The sequence below is a fragment of the Pseudarthrobacter sp. 1C304 genome (assembly GCF_052245515.1).
Classification (GTDB): Bacteria; Actinomycetota; Actinomycetes; order Actinomycetales; family Micrococcaceae; genus Arthrobacter.
Map to the genome: position 1 here is coordinate 211,439 of NZ_JBQQCH010000004.1, position 20,712 is coordinate 232,150.

At 67.5% G+C, this 20,712-nt stretch carries 16 protein-coding genes and 1 pseudogene; 12 read left to right on the forward strand and 5 right to left on the reverse strand.

What is annotated here, in order from left to right; all coding sequences use genetic code 11:
* Positions 1-78 precede the first annotated feature (78 nt).
* Positions 79-993, reverse strand: a complete 915-nt coding sequence (locus ACTWQD_RS10395; RefSeq protein ID WP_443196051.1) for an SDR family oxidoreductase — start codon at positions 991-993, stop codon at positions 79-81.
* A 259-nt stretch (positions 994-1,252) separates the two neighbouring features.
* On the opposite strand from ACTWQD_RS10395, the gene ACTWQD_RS10400 reads away from it, so the two are divergent.
* From ACTWQD_RS10400 to ACTWQD_RS10415, 4 genes are all read left to right on the forward strand, one after another.
* The gene (locus ACTWQD_RS10400; RefSeq protein ID WP_443196052.1) at positions 1,253-2,836 is read left to right on the forward strand and encodes an acyl-CoA carboxylase subunit beta; all 1,584 of its coding nucleotides are present in this window, start codon (positions 1,253-1,255) and stop codon (positions 2,834-2,836) included.
* Entirely contained in the window at positions 2,833-3,090 is a 258-nt protein-coding gene (locus tag ACTWQD_RS10405) for an acyl-CoA carboxylase subunit epsilon (protein ID WP_443196053.1), read from the forward strand. Before ACTWQD_RS10400 ends, ACTWQD_RS10405 begins: the two co-directional genes overlap by 4 nt.
* A gap of 52 nt (positions 3,091-3,142) precedes the next feature.
* Positions 3,143-4,852, forward strand: a complete 1,710-nt coding sequence (locus tag ACTWQD_RS10410; protein WP_443196054.1) for a DUF885 domain-containing protein — start codon at positions 3,143-3,145, stop codon at positions 4,850-4,852.
* A gap of 211 nt (positions 4,853-5,063) precedes the next feature.
* On the forward strand, positions 5,064-6,521 hold the full coding sequence (locus ACTWQD_RS10415; RefSeq protein ID WP_443196055.1) for a dicarboxylate/amino acid:cation symporter: 1,458 nt from the start codon (positions 5,064-5,066) through the stop codon (positions 6,519-6,521).
* A gap of 96 nt (positions 6,522-6,617) precedes the next feature.
* Here the strand turns inward: ACTWQD_RS10415 and ACTWQD_RS10420 are convergent, their stop codons facing one another.
* Positions 6,618-7,172 (reverse strand): hypothetical protein, encoded by a 555-nt coding sequence (locus ACTWQD_RS10420; protein WP_443196056.1) that lies wholly within the window; start codon positions 7,170-7,172, stop codon positions 6,618-6,620.
* Between the two features lie 194 nt (positions 7,173-7,366).
* On the opposite strand from ACTWQD_RS10420, the gene ACTWQD_RS10425 reads away from it, so the two are divergent.
* From ACTWQD_RS10425 to ACTWQD_RS10440, 4 genes are all read left to right on the forward strand, one after another.
* Positions 7,367-8,062: a TetR/AcrR family transcriptional regulator gene (locus ACTWQD_RS10425; RefSeq protein ID WP_443196057.1), complete on the forward strand. Its 696-nt coding sequence runs from the start codon at positions 7,367-7,369 to the stop codon at positions 8,060-8,062.
* Position 8,063: 1 nt separating this feature from the next.
* Positions 8,064-10,607: an MMPL family transporter gene (locus ACTWQD_RS10430; RefSeq protein WP_443196058.1), complete on the forward strand. Its 2,544-nt coding sequence runs from the start codon at positions 8,064-8,066 to the stop codon at positions 10,605-10,607.
* A 187-nt stretch (positions 10,608-10,794) separates the two neighbouring features.
* Positions 10,795-11,388, forward strand: coding sequence for a class I SAM-dependent methyltransferase (locus ACTWQD_RS10435; protein WP_443196059.1), 594 nt, complete (start codon positions 10,795-10,797; stop codon positions 11,386-11,388).
* 90 nt (positions 11,389-11,478) lie between these two features.
* Positions 11,479-11,727, forward strand: a complete 249-nt coding sequence (locus tag ACTWQD_RS10440; protein WP_443196060.1) for a hypothetical protein — start codon at positions 11,479-11,481, stop codon at positions 11,725-11,727.
* Between the two features lie 306 nt (positions 11,728-12,033).
* On the opposite strand, the pseudogene ACTWQD_RS10445 reads toward ACTWQD_RS10440, so the two are convergent.
* A pseudogene (locus tag ACTWQD_RS10445) lies at positions 12,034-13,412 on the reverse strand (DUF222 domain-containing protein).
* 135 nt (positions 13,413-13,547) lie between these two features.
* Positions 13,548-13,889, reverse strand: coding sequence for a hypothetical protein (locus ACTWQD_RS10450; protein ID WP_443196061.1), 342 nt, complete (start codon positions 13,887-13,889; stop codon positions 13,548-13,550).
* Positions 13,890-13,960: 71 nt separating this feature from the next.
* Here ACTWQD_RS10450 and ACTWQD_RS10455 point away from each other — a divergent pair, with 71 nt between their 5' ends.
* From ACTWQD_RS10455 to ACTWQD_RS10465, 3 genes are all read left to right on the forward strand, one after another.
* On the forward strand, positions 13,961-14,635 hold the full coding sequence (locus ACTWQD_RS10455; protein WP_443196062.1) for a Maf family protein: 675 nt from the start codon (positions 13,961-13,963) through the stop codon (positions 14,633-14,635).
* A 157-nt stretch (positions 14,636-14,792) separates the two neighbouring features.
* Positions 14,793-16,622: an acetyl/propionyl/methylcrotonyl-CoA carboxylase subunit alpha gene (locus ACTWQD_RS10460; RefSeq protein WP_443196199.1), complete on the forward strand. Its 1,830-nt coding sequence runs from the start codon at positions 14,793-14,795 to the stop codon at positions 16,620-16,622.
* A gap of 67 nt (positions 16,623-16,689) precedes the next feature.
* Positions 16,690-17,421, forward strand: a complete 732-nt coding sequence (locus tag ACTWQD_RS10465; protein ID WP_443196063.1) for a glutamine amidotransferase — start codon at positions 16,690-16,692, stop codon at positions 17,419-17,421.
* A gap of 153 nt (positions 17,422-17,574) precedes the next feature.
* Here ACTWQD_RS10465 and ACTWQD_RS10470 read toward each other — a convergent pair whose 3' ends face one another.
* Positions 17,575-18,987, reverse strand: a complete 1,413-nt coding sequence (locus ACTWQD_RS10470; RefSeq protein ID WP_443196064.1) for an MFS transporter — start codon at positions 18,985-18,987, stop codon at positions 17,575-17,577.
* A gap of 287 nt (positions 18,988-19,274) precedes the next feature.
* Here ACTWQD_RS10470 and ACTWQD_RS10475 point away from each other — a divergent pair, with 287 nt between their 5' ends.
* On the forward strand, positions 19,275-20,711 hold the full coding sequence (locus ACTWQD_RS10475; protein WP_443196065.1) for an MFS transporter: 1,437 nt from the start codon (positions 19,275-19,277) through the stop codon (positions 20,709-20,711).
* Position 20,712: the final 1 nt, after the last annotated feature.

Sequence of the window (20,712 nt, forward strand, 5' to 3'; positions counted from 1 at the left end):
GAATCCTACCGAGTTACGCGGTGCCCGGCTCCGGCCGCACTGGCGGGAAGTGCCTCCGGTGCGGAATCCGCAGGAAACTCACAGGAAGATATCGGGAATCAGACGGTCTTCCGGAGCGCCCAGGCTGTAGGGGCTGAAGTCCGTGACGCCGGCGGCGGCGAGGACCTGTTCGTCGGTGTAGAAGTTGCCGGTCCGGCTGCCGGAGTCCGGCACGGCGTGGCTGCCGGTCAGCACCGCATGGGCTGCGTCCGCCATGATCCCCGGCCCCCGGGCGCCCTGGACGATCTTTTCCCCGCCCGGCATGTTGCGGATGGCGGCCGTGTCGATCAGCGTGCGGGGCCACAGGGAGTTCACGGAGATCCCGTCGGCCTTCAGCTCCTCGGCGAGGCCCAGGGTGGTCAGGCTCATGCCGTACTTGGCCATGGTGTACGCCAGGTGCAGGCCGGCCCACTTGGGGTCCAGGTTCAGCGGCGGGGAGAGCGTCAGGATGTGGCCGGCGTCGGACTGGCGGAGGGCCGGCAGGGCCAGCTTGGAGAGCAGGAACGTGCCCCGGACGTTGATGTCCTGCATCAGGTCGTAGCGCTTCATGTCGACGTCGTCGGTGGTGGACAGGTCGATGGCGGAGGCGTTGTTGATGACCACGTCGATGCCGCCAAAGCGTTCGACGGCGGCGTCCACTGCCCCGGCGACGTCCACGTCGTTGCGCACATCCCCCACCAGCGGCAGGGCCTGCCCTCCGGCCGCCTCGATCTGTTCGGCCGCGGAGTAGACCGTGCCTTCCAGCTTGGCGTGCGGCTGGCCGGTCTTTGCCATGAGGACGATGTTGGCGCCGTCGCGCGCGGCGCGGGTGGCAATGGCCAGGCCGATCCCGCGGCTGCCGCCGGAGATGAGGATGGTGCGGCCCTGCAGGGAGCCGGACCCATGGTAGGGGCCCGGCTGCTGGGCGGTGTCCGGCTGCTGGCTCGTGTCGGAAGCGTCGTTGCTCAAAGTCATGGAGACACTCTAACCGATGTTACTCGCCAGTAACATACCCGGGGCGTGCGGACCGGGACGCAGCCGCGGCCCGCCCGGCGCGGAGCAGGCCGCGGGCATCCGGTGTGAAAATTGTAGGTTTTCTACAGCGGCTCGGGCGAATAGCGTCACTAGACTTGCCACCACGGCCATGTTTTTGTGTGGAACCCACTTAAGCGCCCCCGCACAGGCCAGCGAGAACGTACACAGCCGCCATGACCTACAGAGCCGGAGACACTTGATGAGCCACGATCTGACCACGACCGCGGGAAAGATTGCCGATTTCCGCGACCGCCAGGCCCGTGCTGAGCAGCCCTCCGGCCCGGAAGCGATCGAAAAGCAGCACGCCCGCGGCAAGAACACGGCCCGCGAGCGCGTCGACCTGCTGCTGGACGCCGGCTCCTTCGTCGAGTTTGATGCCCTCGCCGTGCACCGCTCCACCGCTTTCGGCATGGAGAGGAAGAAGCCCCTGGGCGACGGCCTGGTCTCCGGCTACGGCACTGTGGACGGCCGACCGGTGGCCGTGTACAGCCAGGATTTCTCCGTGTACGGCGGTTCGCTGAGCCAGGTCAACGGCGAGAAGATCGTCAAGGTCCAGGAATTCGCGCTGCGCAACGGCTGCCCCGTGGTGGGCATCCTCGACGGCGGCGGCGCCCGCATCCAGGAAGGCGTCGCCTCGCTGGCCATGTTCGCGGACATCTTCCGCAACAACGTGCACGCCTCCGGCGTCGTCCCGCAGATCTCCCTCATCATGGGCCCGTCCGCCGGCGGCGCGGCCTACTCCCCCGCCCTGACCGACTACGTGGTGATGGTGGACAAGACCTCCCACATGTTCATCACCGGCCCGGACGTCATCAAGACCGTCACGGGCGAGGACGTGGACATGGAAACCCTGGGCGGCGCCCGCCAGCACAACGCCACCACGGGAACGTCCACCTACCTCGCCTCCGACGAGGCCGACGCCGTCGAGTTTGTCCGCGAACTCCTGGACTTCCTGCCGTCCAACAACCTTGCCGAAGCCCCCGTCCTGGAGCACTCCCAGGAGCTGGAGCTCGACGACGACGACCTGGCCCTGGACGTCCTGATCCCGGATTCGGCCAACCAGCCTTACGACATGCGCAAGGTCATCGAGCAGATCGTGGACGACGCGCACTTCCTGGAGATGCAGTCCCTGTACGCCCCGAACGTGATCATCGGCTACGGCCGGGTGGAGGGCCACACGGTGGGCATCGTTGCCAACCAGCCGATGCAGTTCGCCGGCACCCTGGACATCGCCGCTTCGGAGAAGGCCGCCCGCTTTGTCCGGCACTGCGATGCCTTCAACATCCCCATCATCACGCTGGTGGACGTCCCGGGCTTCCTGCCCGGCAAGGACCAGGAGTTCCAGGGCATCATCCGCCGCGGCGCGAAGCTGCTCTACGCCTACGCCGAGGCCACCGTGCCGAAGCTGACCGTTATTACCCGCAAGGCCTACGGCGGGGCGTACATCGTGATGGGCTCCAAGAAGCTCGGCGCGGACATCAACCTGGCCTGGCCCACGGCCCAGATCGGTGTGATGGGCGCCCAGGGCGCGGTCAACATCCTGTACCGCCGCGAGCTCGCCGCGGTCGCCCAGGAGGGCGGCGACGTCGAGGCCAAGCGCGCCGACGTCATCCGGCAGTACGAGGAAGAGCTGCTCAACCCCTACCAGGCCGCGCAGCTCGGCTACGTGGACGCCGTTATCGCCCCGTCGGAGACGCGGGTCCAGATCATCCAGGGCCTGCGTGCCCTGCGGGACAAACGGGCCAGCCTGCCCGCCAAGAAGCACGGGAACATCCCGCTGTGACGGGCTCCGCAGTCCCGGAAAACGCAGTCCCGGGAAACGGTGCCGCCGGCGGCCCGGAGCAGTCCCTGTTCGCCGTCGCCAAGGGCGAGCCGACGCCGGAAGAGCTCGCGGCGCTCACCGCCGTCGTGCTTGCCCTGGGCAGCGGCGGCCCGGCCGCGCCGGAGAAGCCGAGTGCCCGGCAGTGGATCCGCCGCCAGCAACTGCAGCTGGCGCCGAAGCCCGGGCCAGGTTCGTGGCGGCGCAGCCGGGGCTAACTAAAGTTCAGCAACCCTTTCATAACAGCCGGTGCCGGGCTAGTCTCGTCGGGTGACTAACGAAACCACTGAGAACACGCCCGCCGCCAGCCAGGACGGCGCTCGCCCGCAGACCGCCATCGATGCCGTTGCCGATGCCTTCACGGACACCCTGATCCGGCTTAACCCCAGCTTCGCCACCGAGCTCGGCCTTCCCGGGCACGAGACCGAGTACCAGGACTTCTCCCCCGCGGGGCATGAGGAGTTCGCCGCTGCCGCGCGGGAGGCCCTCGCGGCGCTGGACGGTCTGGCGCCGGCGGACGACGTCGACGCGGTCACCCTGGATGCCATGCGGGAGCGGCTGGGCCTGCAGCTGGAGCTCCACGAATCCGGCTGGGACCTTGGCGACCTGAACAACATCGCCTCGCCCGCCCAGGAGATCCGGGCAATCTTCGACCTCATGCCGACGGACACTGCCGGGCAGTGGGACCACATCGCGGGGCGTGCGCACAACGTCCCTGCCGCGCTGGACGGCTACATCGAATCGCTGCGCGCCGCCAAGGAGGACGGCAAAGTGGCCGCCGCCCGGCAGGTCAAAATCGTGATCGAACAGACCACCAAGCACGCCGCGGAGGACGGTTTCTTCGCCAGGCTGGCCCAGGAGGCCAAGACCGCGGACGGCCCGCTGCCGGCAGACGTCCAGGCCCGGCTCGACGCCGGCACTGCCGCTGCGCGGGTGGCCTACTCCCGGCTGGCCGGATTCCTGGAATCCGAGCTGCTGCCCGTGGCCCCCGAAAAAGACGCGGTGGGCCGCGAGCGCTACGCGCTGGCCTCGCGCGCGTTCCTCGGCGCCACGGTGGACCTCGAGGAAACGTACGCCTGGGGCGTGCAGGAACTGGACCGCCTGATCGCCGAGCAGGAGCGCGTGGCCGAAGAGATCCGCCCCGGCGCCACCATCGAGGAAGCCAAGGAGATCCTGAACAACGACCCCGCCCGGCAACTCAAGGGCACCGACGCACTTCAGGCGTGGATGCAGGAGCTCTCGGACAAGGCCGTGGCCGACCTCGCCGGCGTCCACTTCGACATCCCGGACGTCATGAAGACCCTGGAATGCAAGATCGCTCCGACCGACGAGGGCGGCATCTACTACACCGGGCCCTCGGATGACTTCAGCCGGCCCGGCCGCATGTGGTGGTCCGTTCCGCCGGGCGAGGACACGTTCACCACGTGGGCGGAGACCACCACCGTCTACCACGAGGGCGTCCCGGGCCACCACCTCCAGGTCGCCACCGCCACCTACCGCCGCGAACTGCTGAACAAGTGGCGCCGGAACGTCTGCTGGACCTCCGGGCACGGTGAGGGCTGGGCGCTCTACGCCGAGAAGCTGATGCAGGAACTGGGTTACCTCAAGGACCCGGGCGACCACATGGGCATGCTGGACATGCAGCGCATGCGCGCGGCCCGGGTGGTGTTCGACATCGGCGTCCACCTGGAATTGGAGGTCCCCGAACGCTGGGGTTCCGGCACCTGGACCCCGGAGAAGGGCTTCGGGTTCCTGAAGCAGAACCTCGCCATCAGCGAGGGCCAGCTCAACTTCGAGTTCACCCGCTACCTCGGCTGGCCGGGCCAGGCGCCGTCGTACAAGGTGGGCCAGCGGCTGTGGGAGCAGATCCGCGCCGAACTCGAGTCCCGCCCCGGGTTCGAGCTGAGGGCTTTCCACACCAAGGCCCTCAACATCGGGTCGGTGGGGCTTGACACGCTGAAGCGGGCGCTCCTGGGGTAAGCCGGGACCCGAGGCGGTCGTGCAGCGGCACGGCCGCCTCCCCCAGGTCTGCTGGCGAGACAATCGCCACACCTGGAGCTGGAATAACTTCACAAACAGGCCGTTCCGCGGCGTAGTTTCGGGGATTTTGTGGCCGGACCGCAATCCCGTCCACGTAATATTTCTCAACATGCGTTCGTCGTGATAGTCGTCCCGGTCCTAGCGTGATCCGGTGACCACTCAGACAAGCACCCCCGCACCCGCCGGGAAGACCGGCTTCCAGCTGCCCAAATGGGCCGGCTCGTTCGGCTTCCAGATCATCGCCGCCCTGATCGTGGGCCTGGGACTTGGCCTCCTGGCCAAGTACACGGGCAGCACCAAGGCGAACCCCAACGCCCTCGGCGCCACCCTGCAGACCATCGGTTCGAGCTACGTCTCGCTGCTGCAGACCGCCGTCGTGCCCCTCATCTTCACCGCCGTCGTCAGTTCCATCTCCAACCTGCGCGCGGTTTCCAACGCCGCCCGGCTGGCGTGGAACACGCTGCTCTGGTTCGCCATCACGGCCCTGATCTCCGTGCTGATCGGCATCGGCCTGGGCGTGCTCCTGCAGCCGGGCGCCAACACCGGCATCACCGGCCAGGGCGAGGCACCGTCCAAGGTGGGCAGCTGGTGGGCCTTCCTGACCGGCCTGTTCCCGAAGAACTTCCTGGGCCTCGGGGCCAGCACCACCGTGACCGACGGCGTCGCCACCACCTCGGTGAGCTTCAACGTCCTGCAGATCCTGGTGATCGCTGTCGCCGTCGGCATCGCAGCGCTGAAGGTGGGCAAAGCGGCCGAGCCGTTCCTGAACCTCAACGCCTCCGCCCTCGCCGTGATCCAGAAGGTCCTCTGGTGGATCATCCGGATCGCCCCGATCGGCACCGTCGGTCTGATCGGCAACGCTGTGGCAATCTACGGCTGGGACACCATCGGTTCCCTCGGCAAGTTCACGTTCGCCATTTACGTGGGCCTGGCCCTCGTCCTCTTTGTGGTCTACCCGGTGCTGGTCCGCACCCACGGCCTGTCCGTCAAGCAGTACTTCTCCGGCGTCTGGCCGGCCGTCCAGCTGGCCTTCGTCTCCCGATCCTCGGTGGGCACCCTCCCCCTGACACAGCGCGTGACCGAGCGCAGCCTGGGTGTCCCCCGCGGCTACGCCTCCTTCGCCGTCCCGCTGGGCGCCACCACCAAGATGGACGGCTGCGCCGCGATCTACCCGGCCATCTCCGCGATCTTCGTGGCCCAGTTCTTCGGCATCCAGCTCGATTTCTCCCAGTACCTGCTGATCGCCCTGGTCTCCGTGCTGGGCTCCGCCGCGACCGCCGGGACCACCGGCGCCGTCGTCATGCTAACCCTGACGCTTTCCACGCTGGGCCTGCCGCTGGCCGGCGTCGGCCTGCTGCTGGCGATCGACCCGATCCTGGACATGGGCCGCACCGCGGTCAACGTGGCGGGCCAGGCCCTGGTCCCCACCATCGTCGCCAAGCGCCAGGGCATCCTGGACGAGTCGCTGTACAACGCACCGCGCACCGGCGACCCGTTCAGCGACGACACTGAGAACACGGCTGAGGTCACAGCCGACGGCGGCTCCGCCGCGACGGCTGCTCCCGCCGCTGGGCGGGACGGCCGCGAGCTGGCCGACGCCAAGGCATAGCCGCAGGCACACTCGTTCCACGAAAGAAGTCCCCGGGAGAATTCCCGGGGACTTCTTTGGCGTTGGGCCGCGTCACGGACGACGGCGACCGCGGGTCTAGTGTCCGCGTCCGCCGATCACGCCCTTCTCGACCGCCTTGGTGACGGCGTCCGCCTCGGCCTGGGTCAGGGTGCCGTCGGCGACGGCCTTGTCCAGTTTGGTCTTCAACGCACCGGCACGGTCAGCCTGGGCCTCGGTCCGAAGCTCCTCCAGCGCCGCGGTGACCTTGGATTCCTCAATCCCCAGCGACTCCGCCAGGGACTTGGCGAGCGCTGCTTCCCGCTCTGCGCGGTCCGGTTTGGTTCCCTCGGCCGGCGGAGTCGCCTGCCTGTTGGCTTCCCGGAAGGCCTGCAGGGCCTCGGTCACCTTCGCCTCATCGACGCCGAGCTTGGCGGCCAGTTCCGAGGCCCGGGCCACCCCGCGGTCCCCGCCCCGGCCATGTCCGCCGTGCATGCCCCGGCCGTCGGTGGCGCCGGGGGTGGCCTCCGCCGTCGAGCTGGGGGTCGGCGTCGGCGTGGTGGCGGCGGACGCCATCCCGGTGACGCCAAGTCCGGCGCCGAGGGCCAGAGCCCCGGCGGAAACGGCGAGCGTCATTCTCTTGGTGCGTGACATGTACTGCCTCCTGGTCCGGCCGTGTGGCCACGGCCCTCTCGATGGTGTCTTGTTCAAGACGTAGTCCCAGTCTGCGAGGACCGCTTCTGCAAGAGCTGTCCGGAACCTTTCATCTTCCTGTGAGGGTTTTCGTCCCTGGAACCAACGTGGATAAAAAGTTGCCCGGAGTGCAAATATGCACGTAGTGTAAAAGCGTGCCCCCCTCACAGACCCAGCCACAGCCCGAGGCACCGTCGCGCCGCGAACTCAACAAGGCGGCCACCCGCCAAGCCATCACCGATGCCGCCCTGGCGCTGCTCCGGTCCAAGGGCCCCGGCAATTTCACGGTCGAGGACATCGCCGACGCCGCCGGAATCTCCCGCCGCACGTTCTTCAACTACTTCAGCAGCACCGAGGCGGCCATCGCCGCCGTGACCTTCGGCTTCCTGGACAAAGCCCTGCAGCAGTTCCGGCTGCGCCCGGCCGGGGAACCCTTCCTGGAATCGGCCCGGGCAGCGCTCGTGGAACTCGCGGATCCCATGACGGTGGCCCCGCTGGCCGAGCTGTACAGCCTCGGCCAGGCCAACCCCCAACTCAGCCGGTCTGAGCTGGAAGCCTGGGACCACTGCACCGACCAGATCATTGCCGCCGCCCGCGAGCGTCCCAGCGACGGCGTCGAGCTCGACGAACTGTACCTGCGCGCGCTGGCCGGGTCCGTCATCTCCTGCGGCAAAGCCGCCATGGACGTCTGGTTCGCCCGCTGCGGCGGTTCGCTCACCGCCGATTCCCTGTCCAGCCTGCGCCAGCTCCTGATCGATTCCATGAGCCTGCTGGGCTCCGGGTTCGCCCTCCCCGACGCCGTCCCGGCCGCACCGACCACCGCCCCCACCCCTTCCCCAGATCGGCACTGACATGGCCCTACTGCTCTACCGCCTCGGCAAGTTCTCCTACCGCCACCGCTGGCTCGTCATCTCACTGTGGCTCGCAGTGATGGTGGCGGTGGGCGGTGCTGCAGCCGCCTTCCACGGCACCCTGTCCAACAACTTCCAGATTCCGGGCACTGAAACCCAGCAGATGGCAGACAAGCTCAAGGAGAAACTGCCCTCCGCCTCGGGCGGTTCCGCCAGCGTCGTCTTTGAAGCCAACGGCGAGGAATTCAGCCAGGCGGGCAAGGACGCCGTGTCCGCGGCGCTGACCAAGCTCGAGACCCTTCCGGACGTGCAGGGGACGGTGGACCCGTTCGCCACGCAGGCGCAACTGGACCAGGCCGCGGCGGACCTCGCCGCCGGCAAGGAACAATCCGCCGCCGGCAAGGCGCAGCTGGAGACCGCCGCCGCCGAGCTCGCGGCCGGTAAGGCCCAGCTGGACGCCGCCGAGCAGCAGATGGCCGCCGCAGGTATGCCGCCCGCTGCGATCGAGGCCCGCCTGGGCCAGCAGAAGGCGGCCCTCGCCGAGGGCCAGGCGAAGCTCGACGCCGGCACCCAGGAATTGGCGGCCGGCGAGGCAAAGCTGGCCTTGGGTGCACGCCAGCTGGAGGCCTCGGAGGGCCTTCGCTTCGTCTCCGAGGACGGCAAGGCCGCGATCGCGCAGGTCCAGTTCACCACCTCGATCAACGGGCTCGACCCCGAGGTCCGCCAGCAGGTCCAGGAGATCGTGGGCGAGGTCTCCGCCGCCGACGTGACCGCGCTGCCCAGCAAGGAGATCAGCGAGGACATCTCGGAACTCTTTGGCACCGCCGAAATTATCGGCATCGCGGTGGCGGCACTGGTGCTGATCATCATGCTCGGCACCCTGATCGCCGCCGGCCTTCCGCTGCTGATGGCACTGGTCGGCGTCGCCGTCGGCGTGGGCGGCACCTTCGCCCTCAGCGGGGCTGTGGACATGAGTTCCATCTCCCCGATGCTGGCCCTCATGCTGGGCCTCGCCGTCGGCATTGACTACTCGCTGTTCATCGTCAACCGGCACCGCGGCCAGCTGCTGGCCGGAATGGACGCGGAAGAATCGGTGGCGCTGGCCACCGGAACCTCCGGCAACGCCGTGCTCTTCGCCGGCCTGACCGTCATCATCGCCCTTGCGGCCCTGGTGGTCCCGGGCCTTCCGTTCCTCGCCGTGATGGGCCTCTCGGCCGCCGCCACGGTGGCAGTCGCCGTCGTCGTCGCCCTGACCCTGACCCCGGCAGTCCTCTCGCTCGTGGGCCGGAAGCTGATTTCCAAGCGCGCGTGGGCCAGGGCGGAGGAGCACAACGCCGCTCCCGGCCACGACGCCGAAGACCGCGCCCGGGATGAATACCGGAGCAGCCACGGCTGGGGTGGGATCGTCACCAAGCACCCGTGGCTGGCCCTCCTGGCCGGGGTTCTGCTGCTGGGAATCGTGGCGCTGCCTGCCAGCCAGCTGCGGCTCGCCCTGCCGGATGCCAGCTCCGAGCCCGTCGCCTCCACGGCGTTCCAGGCCTACGACACCACCAAACGGAGCTTCGGCGAAGGCATGACCGGCCCGATCATTGTGGTGGGCGATTTCCCCGCGGGCCTCAGCGAGGAAGAGGCACAGGCCAAGCAGTTCGACGTCGCCGACATCCTGCGCGGCACGGAAAACGTCAGCGCCGCCATTCCGCTGGCCCTGAGCGAGGACCGTCGCACCGCGGTGTTCCAGGTCATCCCGGACGAGGGCCCTGCCAGCGCCAGCACCGTGCAGGTGGTTTCCCAGCTGCGCGCCGAGAAGGACCAGATCGAGGACAGCACCGGCGTCAGCATCGGCCTCACCGGGCAGACTGCCGGCAACGTTGATGTGTCCACCAAGCTGGGCGACGCGCTCCCGCCGTACCTGGCGATCGTGGTGGGGCTCTCGCTGATCCTGCTGCTGCTGGTGTTCCGTTCCATCTGGGTGCCGCTGCTCGCCACCGGCGGGTTCCTCCTCTCGCTCGCCGCAGCGTTCGGCGCCGTTGTCGCCGTGTACCAGTGGGGCTGGCTGGGGACCGTCTTCGGCGTCGAGAATCCCGGAGCCGTGCTCAGCTTCCTGCCGATCATCCTGATCGGTGTGCTGTTCGGCCTGGCCATGGACTACCAGGTGTTTATCGCCTCCGGCATGCGCGAGTCGTACATGCACGGAGAATCCGCCAAGCACGCGGTCCGCTCCGGCTTCAGCCACGCTGCCGCGGTGGTCACGGCCGCCGCGATCATCATGGTCAGCGTGTTTTCCGGCTTCATTTTCTCGCACCTGAACATGGTCCGCCCGCTCGGTTTCGCCATGGCGTTCGGTGTGCTGATTGATGCCTTTGTGGTCCGCATGACGATTGTTCCGGCCGTGATGTACCTGCTGGGCGAGAAGGCCTGGTGGCTGCCGCGCTGGCTGGACCGCATCCTGCCCGACGTCGATGTGGAGGGCGCAAAGCTCCGCACCCAGGCAACGCCGACGGCGGACGTCGCCGAGCCCGAACCCGAGGAAGTCGCGGCGCGCTAGCCTCAGCCGGTTGCCGCCACCGGGTCACACCCCAGCCGCCCGTCGATCATTGCGATCGGCGGGCGGCTTTGTTGTGGGCACCGTTGCCCCACGAGTCCGCATCTCCGGGTAGGCCGGTCAGCGCGACCTGCAGGGAGCGGCTGCCGCACCGGGAGATCGGCGTCCGATCAGACGTAGACTCGAACGCATGGTCAACGCCGTTAGCGATGCATATTCGCGGCGGGCGGCGGAATACGTCGAACGCTTTGCTTCGACTAGTGCTTTGCACCCATCAGATCGACAACTGGTAGCGACTTGGGCGGATGGTGTCGAGGGCGCGGTACTCGACGCCGGTTGCGGTCCGGGCCAATGGTCAAACTTTCTTAATCAATCTGGGATTCCTGTCGTCGGACTGGATCTGGTTCCGGAGTTTATTGAGCATGCCCGGGGTTCCTATCCCGGCATTCCATTTTGGACAGGCAGCCTCGACGCCCTGAATGTCAGCACCGGGACAGCTGGTGGGGTCATCGCTTGGTACTCACTGATCCACCATCAGCCAGACACGATCCGCGTTCCTCTCTTGGAGTTCAGTCGAGTGCTTCGCCCCGGGGGCTCCCTCCTGATCGGCTTCTTCGAGGGCCACATTGTCGAGAAGTTCAAGCATGAGGTCGTCCCGGCATACCAGTGGCCGATGAGTGATCTTTGCGACGAGGTGGTGGCGGCGGGCTTTGATGTGATCGAGACGCACGCAAGGACAACCATCGGCCAAAGATCCCATGGGGCAATTCTCGCCCTCCGATGAGGCGCTGGTGAGTGACCCAACCTCGAAATCGTGCTCCACGGCTAAGATCGGGGCACAACGGATCGCAGTCGGTGCATATTTGGGGGAAATATGAAAAAAGTCGCTCTGGCGATAACTGCGTGGCTTCTGACTGGCGTGATCGCATTGCTAGGAGTGAGCGCCGGTTCCACGATTTGGTTCTACATGGAGCCAGTGGTCGATACAGTGCCTGATCCGGCAAGCTACTATGTCGCCGCCGCATCCGGTTTCCTGGCCCTGTTCCTGAGTTTGGTGGTCAGTATCGCCGTGACCGTCCATGCAGCCAACTGCCGCATCCGCGAAAAGCCCAAGCATGGCTAAATCTGTGATCCTCATAAATGGCCTTCCTGGAGCGGGTAACAGCACTCTGAGCATGCAGCTCGGTGGAGAGCTCGGCGTGCCAGTTGTATCTAAGGACAGAATCAAGGAAAGCCTCGCAGAAACGCAGTTCCGCTGGGTCTGGGACAGACTGTCAAAGTAGACACCTCAGCGCCCGTGGATGTCGCGCCGCTGGCAATCAAGCTAGCGGCGATGTGACTGGCAGTTGATGCCCCACGAATATTTCGTGGGGTCTATGTGCCGACCACCCTCCGGCCGTGCACACGGCCTTCTCAAGTAGCGGCCCGATCATGCCGCGAGCCATCCCAGCTGCCGCGGGCGCACGTGGGTCTTGCATCGACGGCGGAATTGGCGGCGGTGGTGTTGGTGGTGAACCACCGGGTTTTCCAGCGCCGATCTGCTAGCGGGCATCCCCGGCAGTGGTGGCGCGGCGGAGTGGTAGGTGTGGCCGGTGGGGGTCTGGATTTCGAGAGTGTGCCGCGGTCCCGGGCGGGGTTGGGCCCGCCAGCCGGGGGTTTCTTTGGTGTGGTTACAGGCTTCGCAGAGCCCGGCGCCGTTGGCGGCGGTGGTTTCGCCGCCGTCGTGCCAGGGGACGATGTGGTCCAGGTGCCTGATGGGCGCGTCGCAGTAAGGGGTGCGGCAGGTGCCGTCGCGGACTGTCACGAACCGCCGGAGTCCGGGCGGGAAGAGCCTTGCGCGGGAGTCGAGTGCGACCAGGTCCCCGGTGCCCGGCGCGGTGTATAGCCTTCGGAGCCAAATGCGCAGGTCCTCGTGCGGGTCGGTGCCGGTGCCGGTTCCCGGTCCCGCGGCGGTTTCCCCACTTTTGAGCAGTTCCCGGGCCCAGCCGGCGGGGACGATGCCGTAGCCGGGGAGGCGGGCCGGTTCGGCGTCTGCCGCCAGGAGAGTGCGGTCGGTCATGACGAGCTGGATTTCGACGCCGGTGATCCCGCCGGCTGGGCGCCGGTGGTTTGTTGGACGAGGGCGTCGGCGGTGAGCTGGCCGCGGGTTCTGGGGTCTCCGGCGGCGCGGGCGGTGTCGGCGTGCCGGGTGAGCGCTGCGTACACAGCGACCCCGGCCGAGGCGGGCAGCAGGGCGGTGAGGTAGCACATGGTGTCCGGGGCCGGGCGGAGGGTCACGGTCCGTTCGGTCGCGGCGTGGGCGGCGCGCTGGGTGACGGTGCGCGGGTCCCGCCGGTACGCGGCGGCCCGCGCGGCGGCGATGATTTGCCGGTCCCCGGCGCCGTCAAAGGTTCCGGTGTCGGCGGCGAGTTCCTCATCGACGGCGGCCCGGTCCGCTGCGGACAGGGTGGCGGTTCCCTTCACGATCAGGGTGGCGCGCCATTCATTGACCTGCCCGGCCTCCAGTGCCGCCAGGGTCCGCGGCATCTCCGTGACCAGGGCTTTCGCCAAACCCAGGAGCCGGCCGCCCTTGGCCGGGGACTCGCGCCGGGCCAGGGCGATCTGCGCCGCGACCCCGGCGCCGAGCTGATCCGCCGGCACCCCCGCGGCGGCCTGCTCACGACGCTGGACCAGATCGAAAGCGACGGACAGGCGGGCCTGCCGGGCAGACAGGGCCGACTTCTCATCCTCAAGTTCCCGGATCTCAGCAATCAACGATGCCCCGTCCGGCTCAGCACCGTTCAGGCTGGGCCCATCCAGTTCCTGCATCTCCGGCTGAGCCCCATCCAACTCCGGCACCACGCTGCGCGGCGCTGCGGCTGCCACACCCTTCTCGCAACGACAGTCGCAATTGCACCCGGCTGCTGCCGGTGTTGCCGTGGCTGACTCCGTACCGTTCATGGTTCAAGTCTCCCGGAGAGCTATGACATTATTGATGGCCAGCCGCAGCCGGTCGGCTGCCTCCGTGGCCATGGGCGAGGCCCCCATACCTGACGTAAATTTCGGCGCACTCCGAAGAATCACCGCCACTTCCAACCGGGTCTTGACTCCATCCATCGCTGCACTGAGCTCGTCCAGCCGCCGGATAGTTTCAAGAAACTCTGCCGCGCTCGTGGGCTCGGGCACCTGATCAAGCGCGGCACCGCACTTGGCGATCAGGTCACGGAACTCGTCTCCCTCTTCCTGGGCTGGCCCCTTGCTTGTTCCATGACGTGGTCCCCGGTTTAGCCCCTGGTTCTCATCCATGAACCAGCTCTCCCAGCGACCTCCGACAAAAATGCACGGCAGCATCCGGCCCCGGGAACTAGGCTGGAGCCGTGACCCGCCTCATTCTTGCCTCCCAGTCCCCCGCCCGCACCAAGCTGCTCACCGACGCCGGCATCCGGCACGAGGTCCTTGTCTCCGACGTGGATGAGGACGCCGTCCAGGCCCGCTATGGCGTCACCGATCCGCACGACACCGCCCTGCTCCTGGCCCGGGCGAAGGCAGAGGCCGTCGCCTCCCTGCCCGAGGCCGAAGGCGCGCTGGTGATCGGCTGCGATTCCGTCTTCGAGTTCGACGGCGAGGCGCACGGCAAGCCGTACACGGCCGACGTCGCCCGGGAGCGCATGCTCCGCATGAGCGGCAGTAAAGGTGTGCTGCACACCGGCCACTGGCTGGTGGACTGCCGGGACACCGACGACGCCGAGCCGGGCGCCGCCGGCTCCGGCGCCACGCTGGGCCACGTCACCTCTGCCGAGGTCCACTTCATGGAGATGGCGCCGGAAGAAATCGACGCCTACATCGCCACCGGCGAGCCCCTCCAATGCGCCGGCTCCTTCACCATCGACGGCTACGGCGGGGCCTTCATCCGCAAGGTCGACGGCGACCCGCACGCCGTCGTCGGCCTGTCTATTTCCACCCTCCGCGGCCTTCTGGGCCAGGCCCGGGTGGGCATCACCGATCTGTGGACCACCGGCGCCGCCGATCCCGCACTTCTCCGGGCTGAGTGAGCTATTTCGCAGCACCTTGTGGAAACCCTACAAAGGTTGGGCGCTTTACGCGCGGAATCCGCAAGTAATATCGGCGGAACCTCCAAAACCGCGCTAGGCTCCCTGAAGGAAAGAAGGAGACGCCTTGTCAGCAAATTCGGAGCAGTCCGCAAATCCCCTGCAGCGATCCGCCCAGGAAGGCACCGCCGCAGCCGCGCCGGGCGCCCACTCCCTGAGCAAGGTGCTGGTCGCCAACCGTGGTGAAATCGCGGTGCGCATCATCCGCGCCGCACGCGACGAAGGCATCGCCTCCGTGGCGGTGTACGCGGACCCGGACCGCGACGCCCTGCACGTCAAGCTTGCCGACGAGGCCTACGCACTCGGTGGCAACACCGCCGCGGAGTCCTACCTCGTGATGGACAAGCTGATCGAGGTGGCCCGCCGCTCCGGCGCCGATGCCATCCACCCCGGTTACGGTTTCCTGGCCGAGAACGCCGAATTCGCCGCCAAGGTGATCGACGCCGGCATCACCTGGATCGGCCCCTCCCCCGCCGCGATCTCCGCCCTCGGCGACAAGGTCCAGGCCCGCCACATCGCCGAAAAGGTCGGCGCCCCACAGGTGCCCGGCACCGCCGACCCAGTGGAATCCGCCGAGGAAATCCTCGAGTTCGTGGACAAGTTCGGCCTTCCGGTGGCCATCAAGGCTGCCTTCGGCGGCGGCGGGCGCGGCATCAAAGTGGCCCGTACCCGCGAGGAAATCCCCGAACTGTTCGAATCCGCCGTGCGCGAGGCCGTGGCCGCCTTCGGCCGGGGCGAGTGCTTCATCGAACGCTTCCTGGACGCCCCGCGCCACGTGGAGACCCAGTGCCTCGCCGACGCCCACGGCAACGTGGTGGTGGTTTCCACCCGCGACTGCTCGCTGCAGCGCCGCAACCAGAAACTGGTCGAAGAGGCCCCGGCACCGTTCCTCACCGAGGAGCAGAACCAGCGGCTCTACGAGTCCTCGAAGGCCATCCTCAAGGAAGCCGGCTACCTCGGCGCCGGCACGTGCGAATTCCTCGTCGGACAGGACGGCACCATCTCCTTCCTGGAGGTCAACACCCGTCTCCAGGTGGAGCACTGCGTCTCCGAAGAGGTCACCGGGATCGACCTGGTCCGCGAGCAGTTCCGGCTGGCCCGCGGCGAGGAACTGGGCTACGGCGACCCTGAAGTCCGCGGCCACTCGATCGAGTTCCGCATCACCGGCGAGGACCCGGGCCGCAACTTCATGCCCGCCCCGGGCACCATCACGCGGCTGAAAAACCCCACCGGCCCGGGCGTCCGGATCGACTCCGGCGTGGAGGAGGGCGACGTCATCAGCGGCAACTTCGACTCGATGCTCTCCAAGCTGATTGTCACCGGCGCGACGCGCGCGCAGGCGCTGCAGCGGTCCCGGCGGGCGCTCGAGGAGATGGTGGTTGAGGGCATCCCGACCGTCATCCCGTTCGACCTCGCCGTCGTGGGCAACCCGGACTTCGCTCCCGCCGAGGGCCCGTTCAAGGTCCACACCCGCTGGATCGAGACGGCCTTCGTCAATGACATCCCCGCCTGGGCCCCCACCGGCACCGATGGGGAAACGCCCGACGGCGGCGAACGCCAGCGCGTCGTCGTCGAGGTCGGCGGCAAGCGCCTTGAGGTCGTCCTCCCGGCGTCACTGGGCACCGGGGCGGGCCCGGCCGCGGCCAAGCCGGCCAAAGCCAAAAAGCGCTCGCGCGGCGGCGGGACTGCTGCTGCGGCCAGCGGCAACGCCCTGACCTCGCCCATGCAGGGCACCATCGTCAAGGTGGCCGTGGGCGAGGGTGACACCGTTGCCGAGGGCGACCTGGTGGTGGTGCTCGAAGCCATGAAGATGGAACAGCCGCTCACTGCCCACCGGAGCGGCATCGTGATCGGGCTGGCCGCGGCGGCCGGAGAAACCGTCTCCGCCGGTGCCATCATCGCACTGATCGAAGACGCGGCCGGCGAATAGCTGACCGCCCGGCGGGACGCGGGCGCGCCTCTGGCGCCCCCGCGTCCCGCCCGTGCAGACTTGGTCTGTGAAGCCATTTCTGCTCCTTGCCTCCCGGGCAGAGGACGCCGCTGCCGAGGATGAGTACGAGGCCTATCTGCGTTACGGCGGGCTGGAGCCCTCGCAGCTGGAGCGTATCCGGATGGAGGCCGGCCCCCTTCCGCGGCTGGACCTCACCGACTATTCGGGCGTGATTGTGGGCGGGAGCCCGTTCACGTCCAGTGATCCCGCCGGGCAAAAAAGCGACGTGCAGCACCGGGTGGAGCATGAGCTCGCGGCCCTGCTGGACCGGATCGTGCCTGCGGACTTCCCGTTCCTGGGCGCCTGCTACGGGGTGGGCACGCTGGGCCGGCACCAGGGCGCTGTGATCGACCGGACCTACGGGGAGGGCCTCGGCGGCGTGGCCATCAAGCTGACCGAGGATGGGCTGGCGGATCCGCTGCTGCGGGGGTTGCCGGAGACGTTCACCGCCTTCACCGGCCACAAGGAAGCCTGCACGCTCCTGCCCTCGCACGCGGTGCTCCTGGCCAGTTCCGCAACGTGCCCGGTGCACATGTTCCGGATCAAGAACAACCTGTACGCCACCCAGTTCCACCCCGAACTCGACGCGCAGGGCCTCGTGACCCGGATCGACATCTACCGCCATGCGGGCTACTTCCCGCCGGAGGCCGCCGAGGTGCTGATGGAGGACGCCCGGGGGTCCTCCGCTACGGAACCGATGAAGATCCTCCGGAACTTCGTGGAGCGCTACGCGGCCTAGGCGGACCTGCCGGTAGGCGTCCCGAAGCTCCTGCCCAGTTACTTTCCCGGACTCTCCCCCGGAAACGACAATGCCCGGCGTGTTCAGCGAACACACCGGGCATTTTTCGTCAGTTACCGGGCGGGAGCGTCAGCCCCGGCCCGGGAACCTGCGTCAGGCTACGTTGTTGGTGTAGTCCAGGTCGCGGGTTTCCTTGCTGACGAAGAGTGCGATCAGCGTCAGCACGGACATGACCGCGAGGTAGACACCCACCAGCACGGGGCTGCCCTTCGCCATCTCCCAGAGCCAGACGGCGATGAACGGTGCCACCGCTGCGCCCAGGATGGACGAGAAGTTGTAGCTGATGGCCGAGCCGGTGTACCGGACGTTGGTCGGGAAGAGCTCCGGCAACAGCGCCCCCATGGGCCCGAAGGTCAACCCCATCAGGGAGAAACCGATGATCAGCAGGGCCATGGTGCCCACGAAGCCGGCGCTGAAGAGCGGCACAAAGAGCAGGCCGAAGGCGAAGATGCCAAAGGTCACGGCGATCAGCATTTTGCGGCGGCCGTACTTCTCGGCCAGCGGGCCGGAGACCAGGGTGAAGATGCCGAAGAACACGACGCCGGCAATCAGCATCCAGAGGAAGTCGTTGCGGGAGTAGCCCAGGCCGGGAACAAACGCGGCTGCGGCCGCCTCGGTCATCGGCTTGCCGGCCTTCTCGGCTGCAGCCCTGGCGGCATCCAGGCTGGAGGCGCGGGTGCCGTAGGTCAGGGTGAACGTGGTCATCAGGTAGAAGAGGACGTACGTGGCAAGCATGATGAACGTGCCCAGGATCAGCTGGCGCCAGCTGGTCTTGAAGACCCGGGCCAGGGGCAGCTTGGCAACCTCTTTGGATTCGAGGACCTTGGTGAAGGCGGGGGTCTCGATCAGCTTGAGGCGGACGTAGAGCCCGATGATGACCATCACGGCGCTGAGCAGGAACGGCACACGCCAGCCCCAGTCCATAAACGCTTCCGGGGACAGGGCGTAGCTGAAGACCAGGAAGATCACGTTGGCGATGATGAAGCCGATCGGGGCACCCAGCTGCGGGAACGTGCCGTAGATGGCGCGCTTGTCCGCCGGTGCGTTTTCGGTGGCCAGCAGGGCGGCACCGCTCCACTCACCGCCGAGGGCCAGGCCCTGGGCGAAGCGCATCACAACCAGCAGAGCCGGCGCCCAGAACTCCCAGCCCGGCACAAGCGCCGTCGGGAGGCAGCCGATGAGGAAGGTGGCGATGCCCATGGTCAGCAGCGATGCCACCAGGGTGCCCTTGCGGCCGAACTTGTCACCGAAGTGGCCGAAGACGATGGACCCGAGCGGGCGGGCGATGAAGGCGACACCAAACACCGCGAAGGAGCTCAGCAGCTGGGTGGTTTCGTTCTGTCCGGGGAAGAACAGGCGGGGGAAGACGAGCACAGCGGCGGTGGCGTACACGTAGAAGTCGTAGAACTCAACGGTGGTGCCGACCAGGCTGGCGACGATGACGCGGCCGCGCGAGTTCACCTGTTTGGCGGACCCATGCTCCGTGGTTGTAGCAGTGGATGACATGTAGTAGCGCTTTCATTGAAGACCGGACTGGTGCTGCTCGAAGCCGCCCGGCGGAGGATACGTATGCTTACATAATAGTTCCGGGCGTCCAGTCAATGGACAAATGTTCCACTATTTGGACAAGTCGGTTTGTCTCACGTGGTGGTCATCACACTATGCCCCCAACATTCCCTCACCCCGTCACAAACGCGCCGATAGGCAAACGTCACAGCACGTTAACAAACAGCGACGGTCCCGGAAACGCGGCGTCCCTACCGTGAAAGGACAACATCCCCAAGGAGGTCCCCGTGACTGCTGAACGCACCGCAGATGCCCCGACCGGCATTTCCCCCGGTATTTCCCCCGCTGCCAACGCCGGCACCGCCCTCGGCGGGCCCGCTCTCGAACACCGTCCCGGCCGCTGGATCGCGAACTGGGATGCGGAGAACAAGGAGCAGTGGGAATCCCAGGGCCGGGCCATCGCCCGACGCAACCTCAACTGGTCCATCTTCGCCGAGTTCCTTGGCTTTGTGGTGTGGCAGCTGTGGTCGATAGTGGTGGTCCAGCTCCCCGCGGCCGGCTTTACCTTCACCACCTCGGAAATCTTCTGGCTGATTTCCATGCCCAGCCTGGTGGGCGCCACCCTCCGGATCCCCTACACCTTTATGGTCCCCCGCTTCGGCGGCCGCAACTGGACCATCGTCTCGGCACTGCTGCTGCTCATTCCCTCGATCGGGCTGGCGCTGTGCGTCTCCAACCCGGAAACGCCGTTCGGCACCATGCTCGTGGTCGCAGCCCTGGCCGGGTTCGGCGGCGGCAACTTCGCCAGCTCCATGGCCAACATCACCTTCTTCTACCCCGCCCGCGAAAAGGGCTGGGCGCTGGGCCTGAACGCCGCCGGCGGAAACCTGGGTGCCGCCGTCGCGCAGCTCGCCGTCCCGGTGGCCATCACGCTCCTGGCCGCCGGCACCGTGAACCTGCCCGTGGCCGGCTGGATGTGGGTCCCGCTCATCCTGGTCGCCGCGTTCGGCGCGTGGAAGTACATGGACAACCTCACCAGCGCCAAGGGCGACGTCGCGGGCTCGCTCGCCGCGCTCAAGGAACCGCACCTGTGGATCATGGCGCTGCTGTACATCGGCACCTTCGGCTCCTTCATCGGCTTCGCCGGGGTGTTCCCCAAGCTCATCAAGGACTACTTCCCGGCGTTCTCCTCCATCGGAGTCGGCACCGTGGCCCTGTCCCTCGCGTTCCTCGGCCCGCTGGTCGGCTCGCTGGCCCGCCCCTACGGTGGACGCATGGCCGACCGCAGGGGCGGCGCCCGGATGACCGTCGCGGCCTTCGCCGCCATGGCCGTCATCACGCTGACCATGGTCTGGACCCTGCCGCTGAAGAACTTCTGGCTCTTCCTGGGCCTGTTCCTGCTGCTCTTCACCGCCAGCGGCTTCGGAAACGGTGCGACGTACCGGATGATCCCCATCATCTTCGCCACCTCCAGCCGGGCAGCAAAGTCCGGCGCCGGCACCGTCACCACCCAGCGCCTCGCCTCCTCGGCCCTGGGCCTGGTCTCGGCCATCGGCGCCTACGGCGGCTTCGTCATCCCGCAGGTGCTCAACGCCTCCAACACCGCCAGCGGCTCGTACACCCCGGCGTTCTACGGTTTCGTCGGGGCCTATGTCCTGATGCTCGCCGTCTGCTGGTTCTGCTACATCCGCAACGCCAACCGGAACGCGATGGGACACGTCTAAC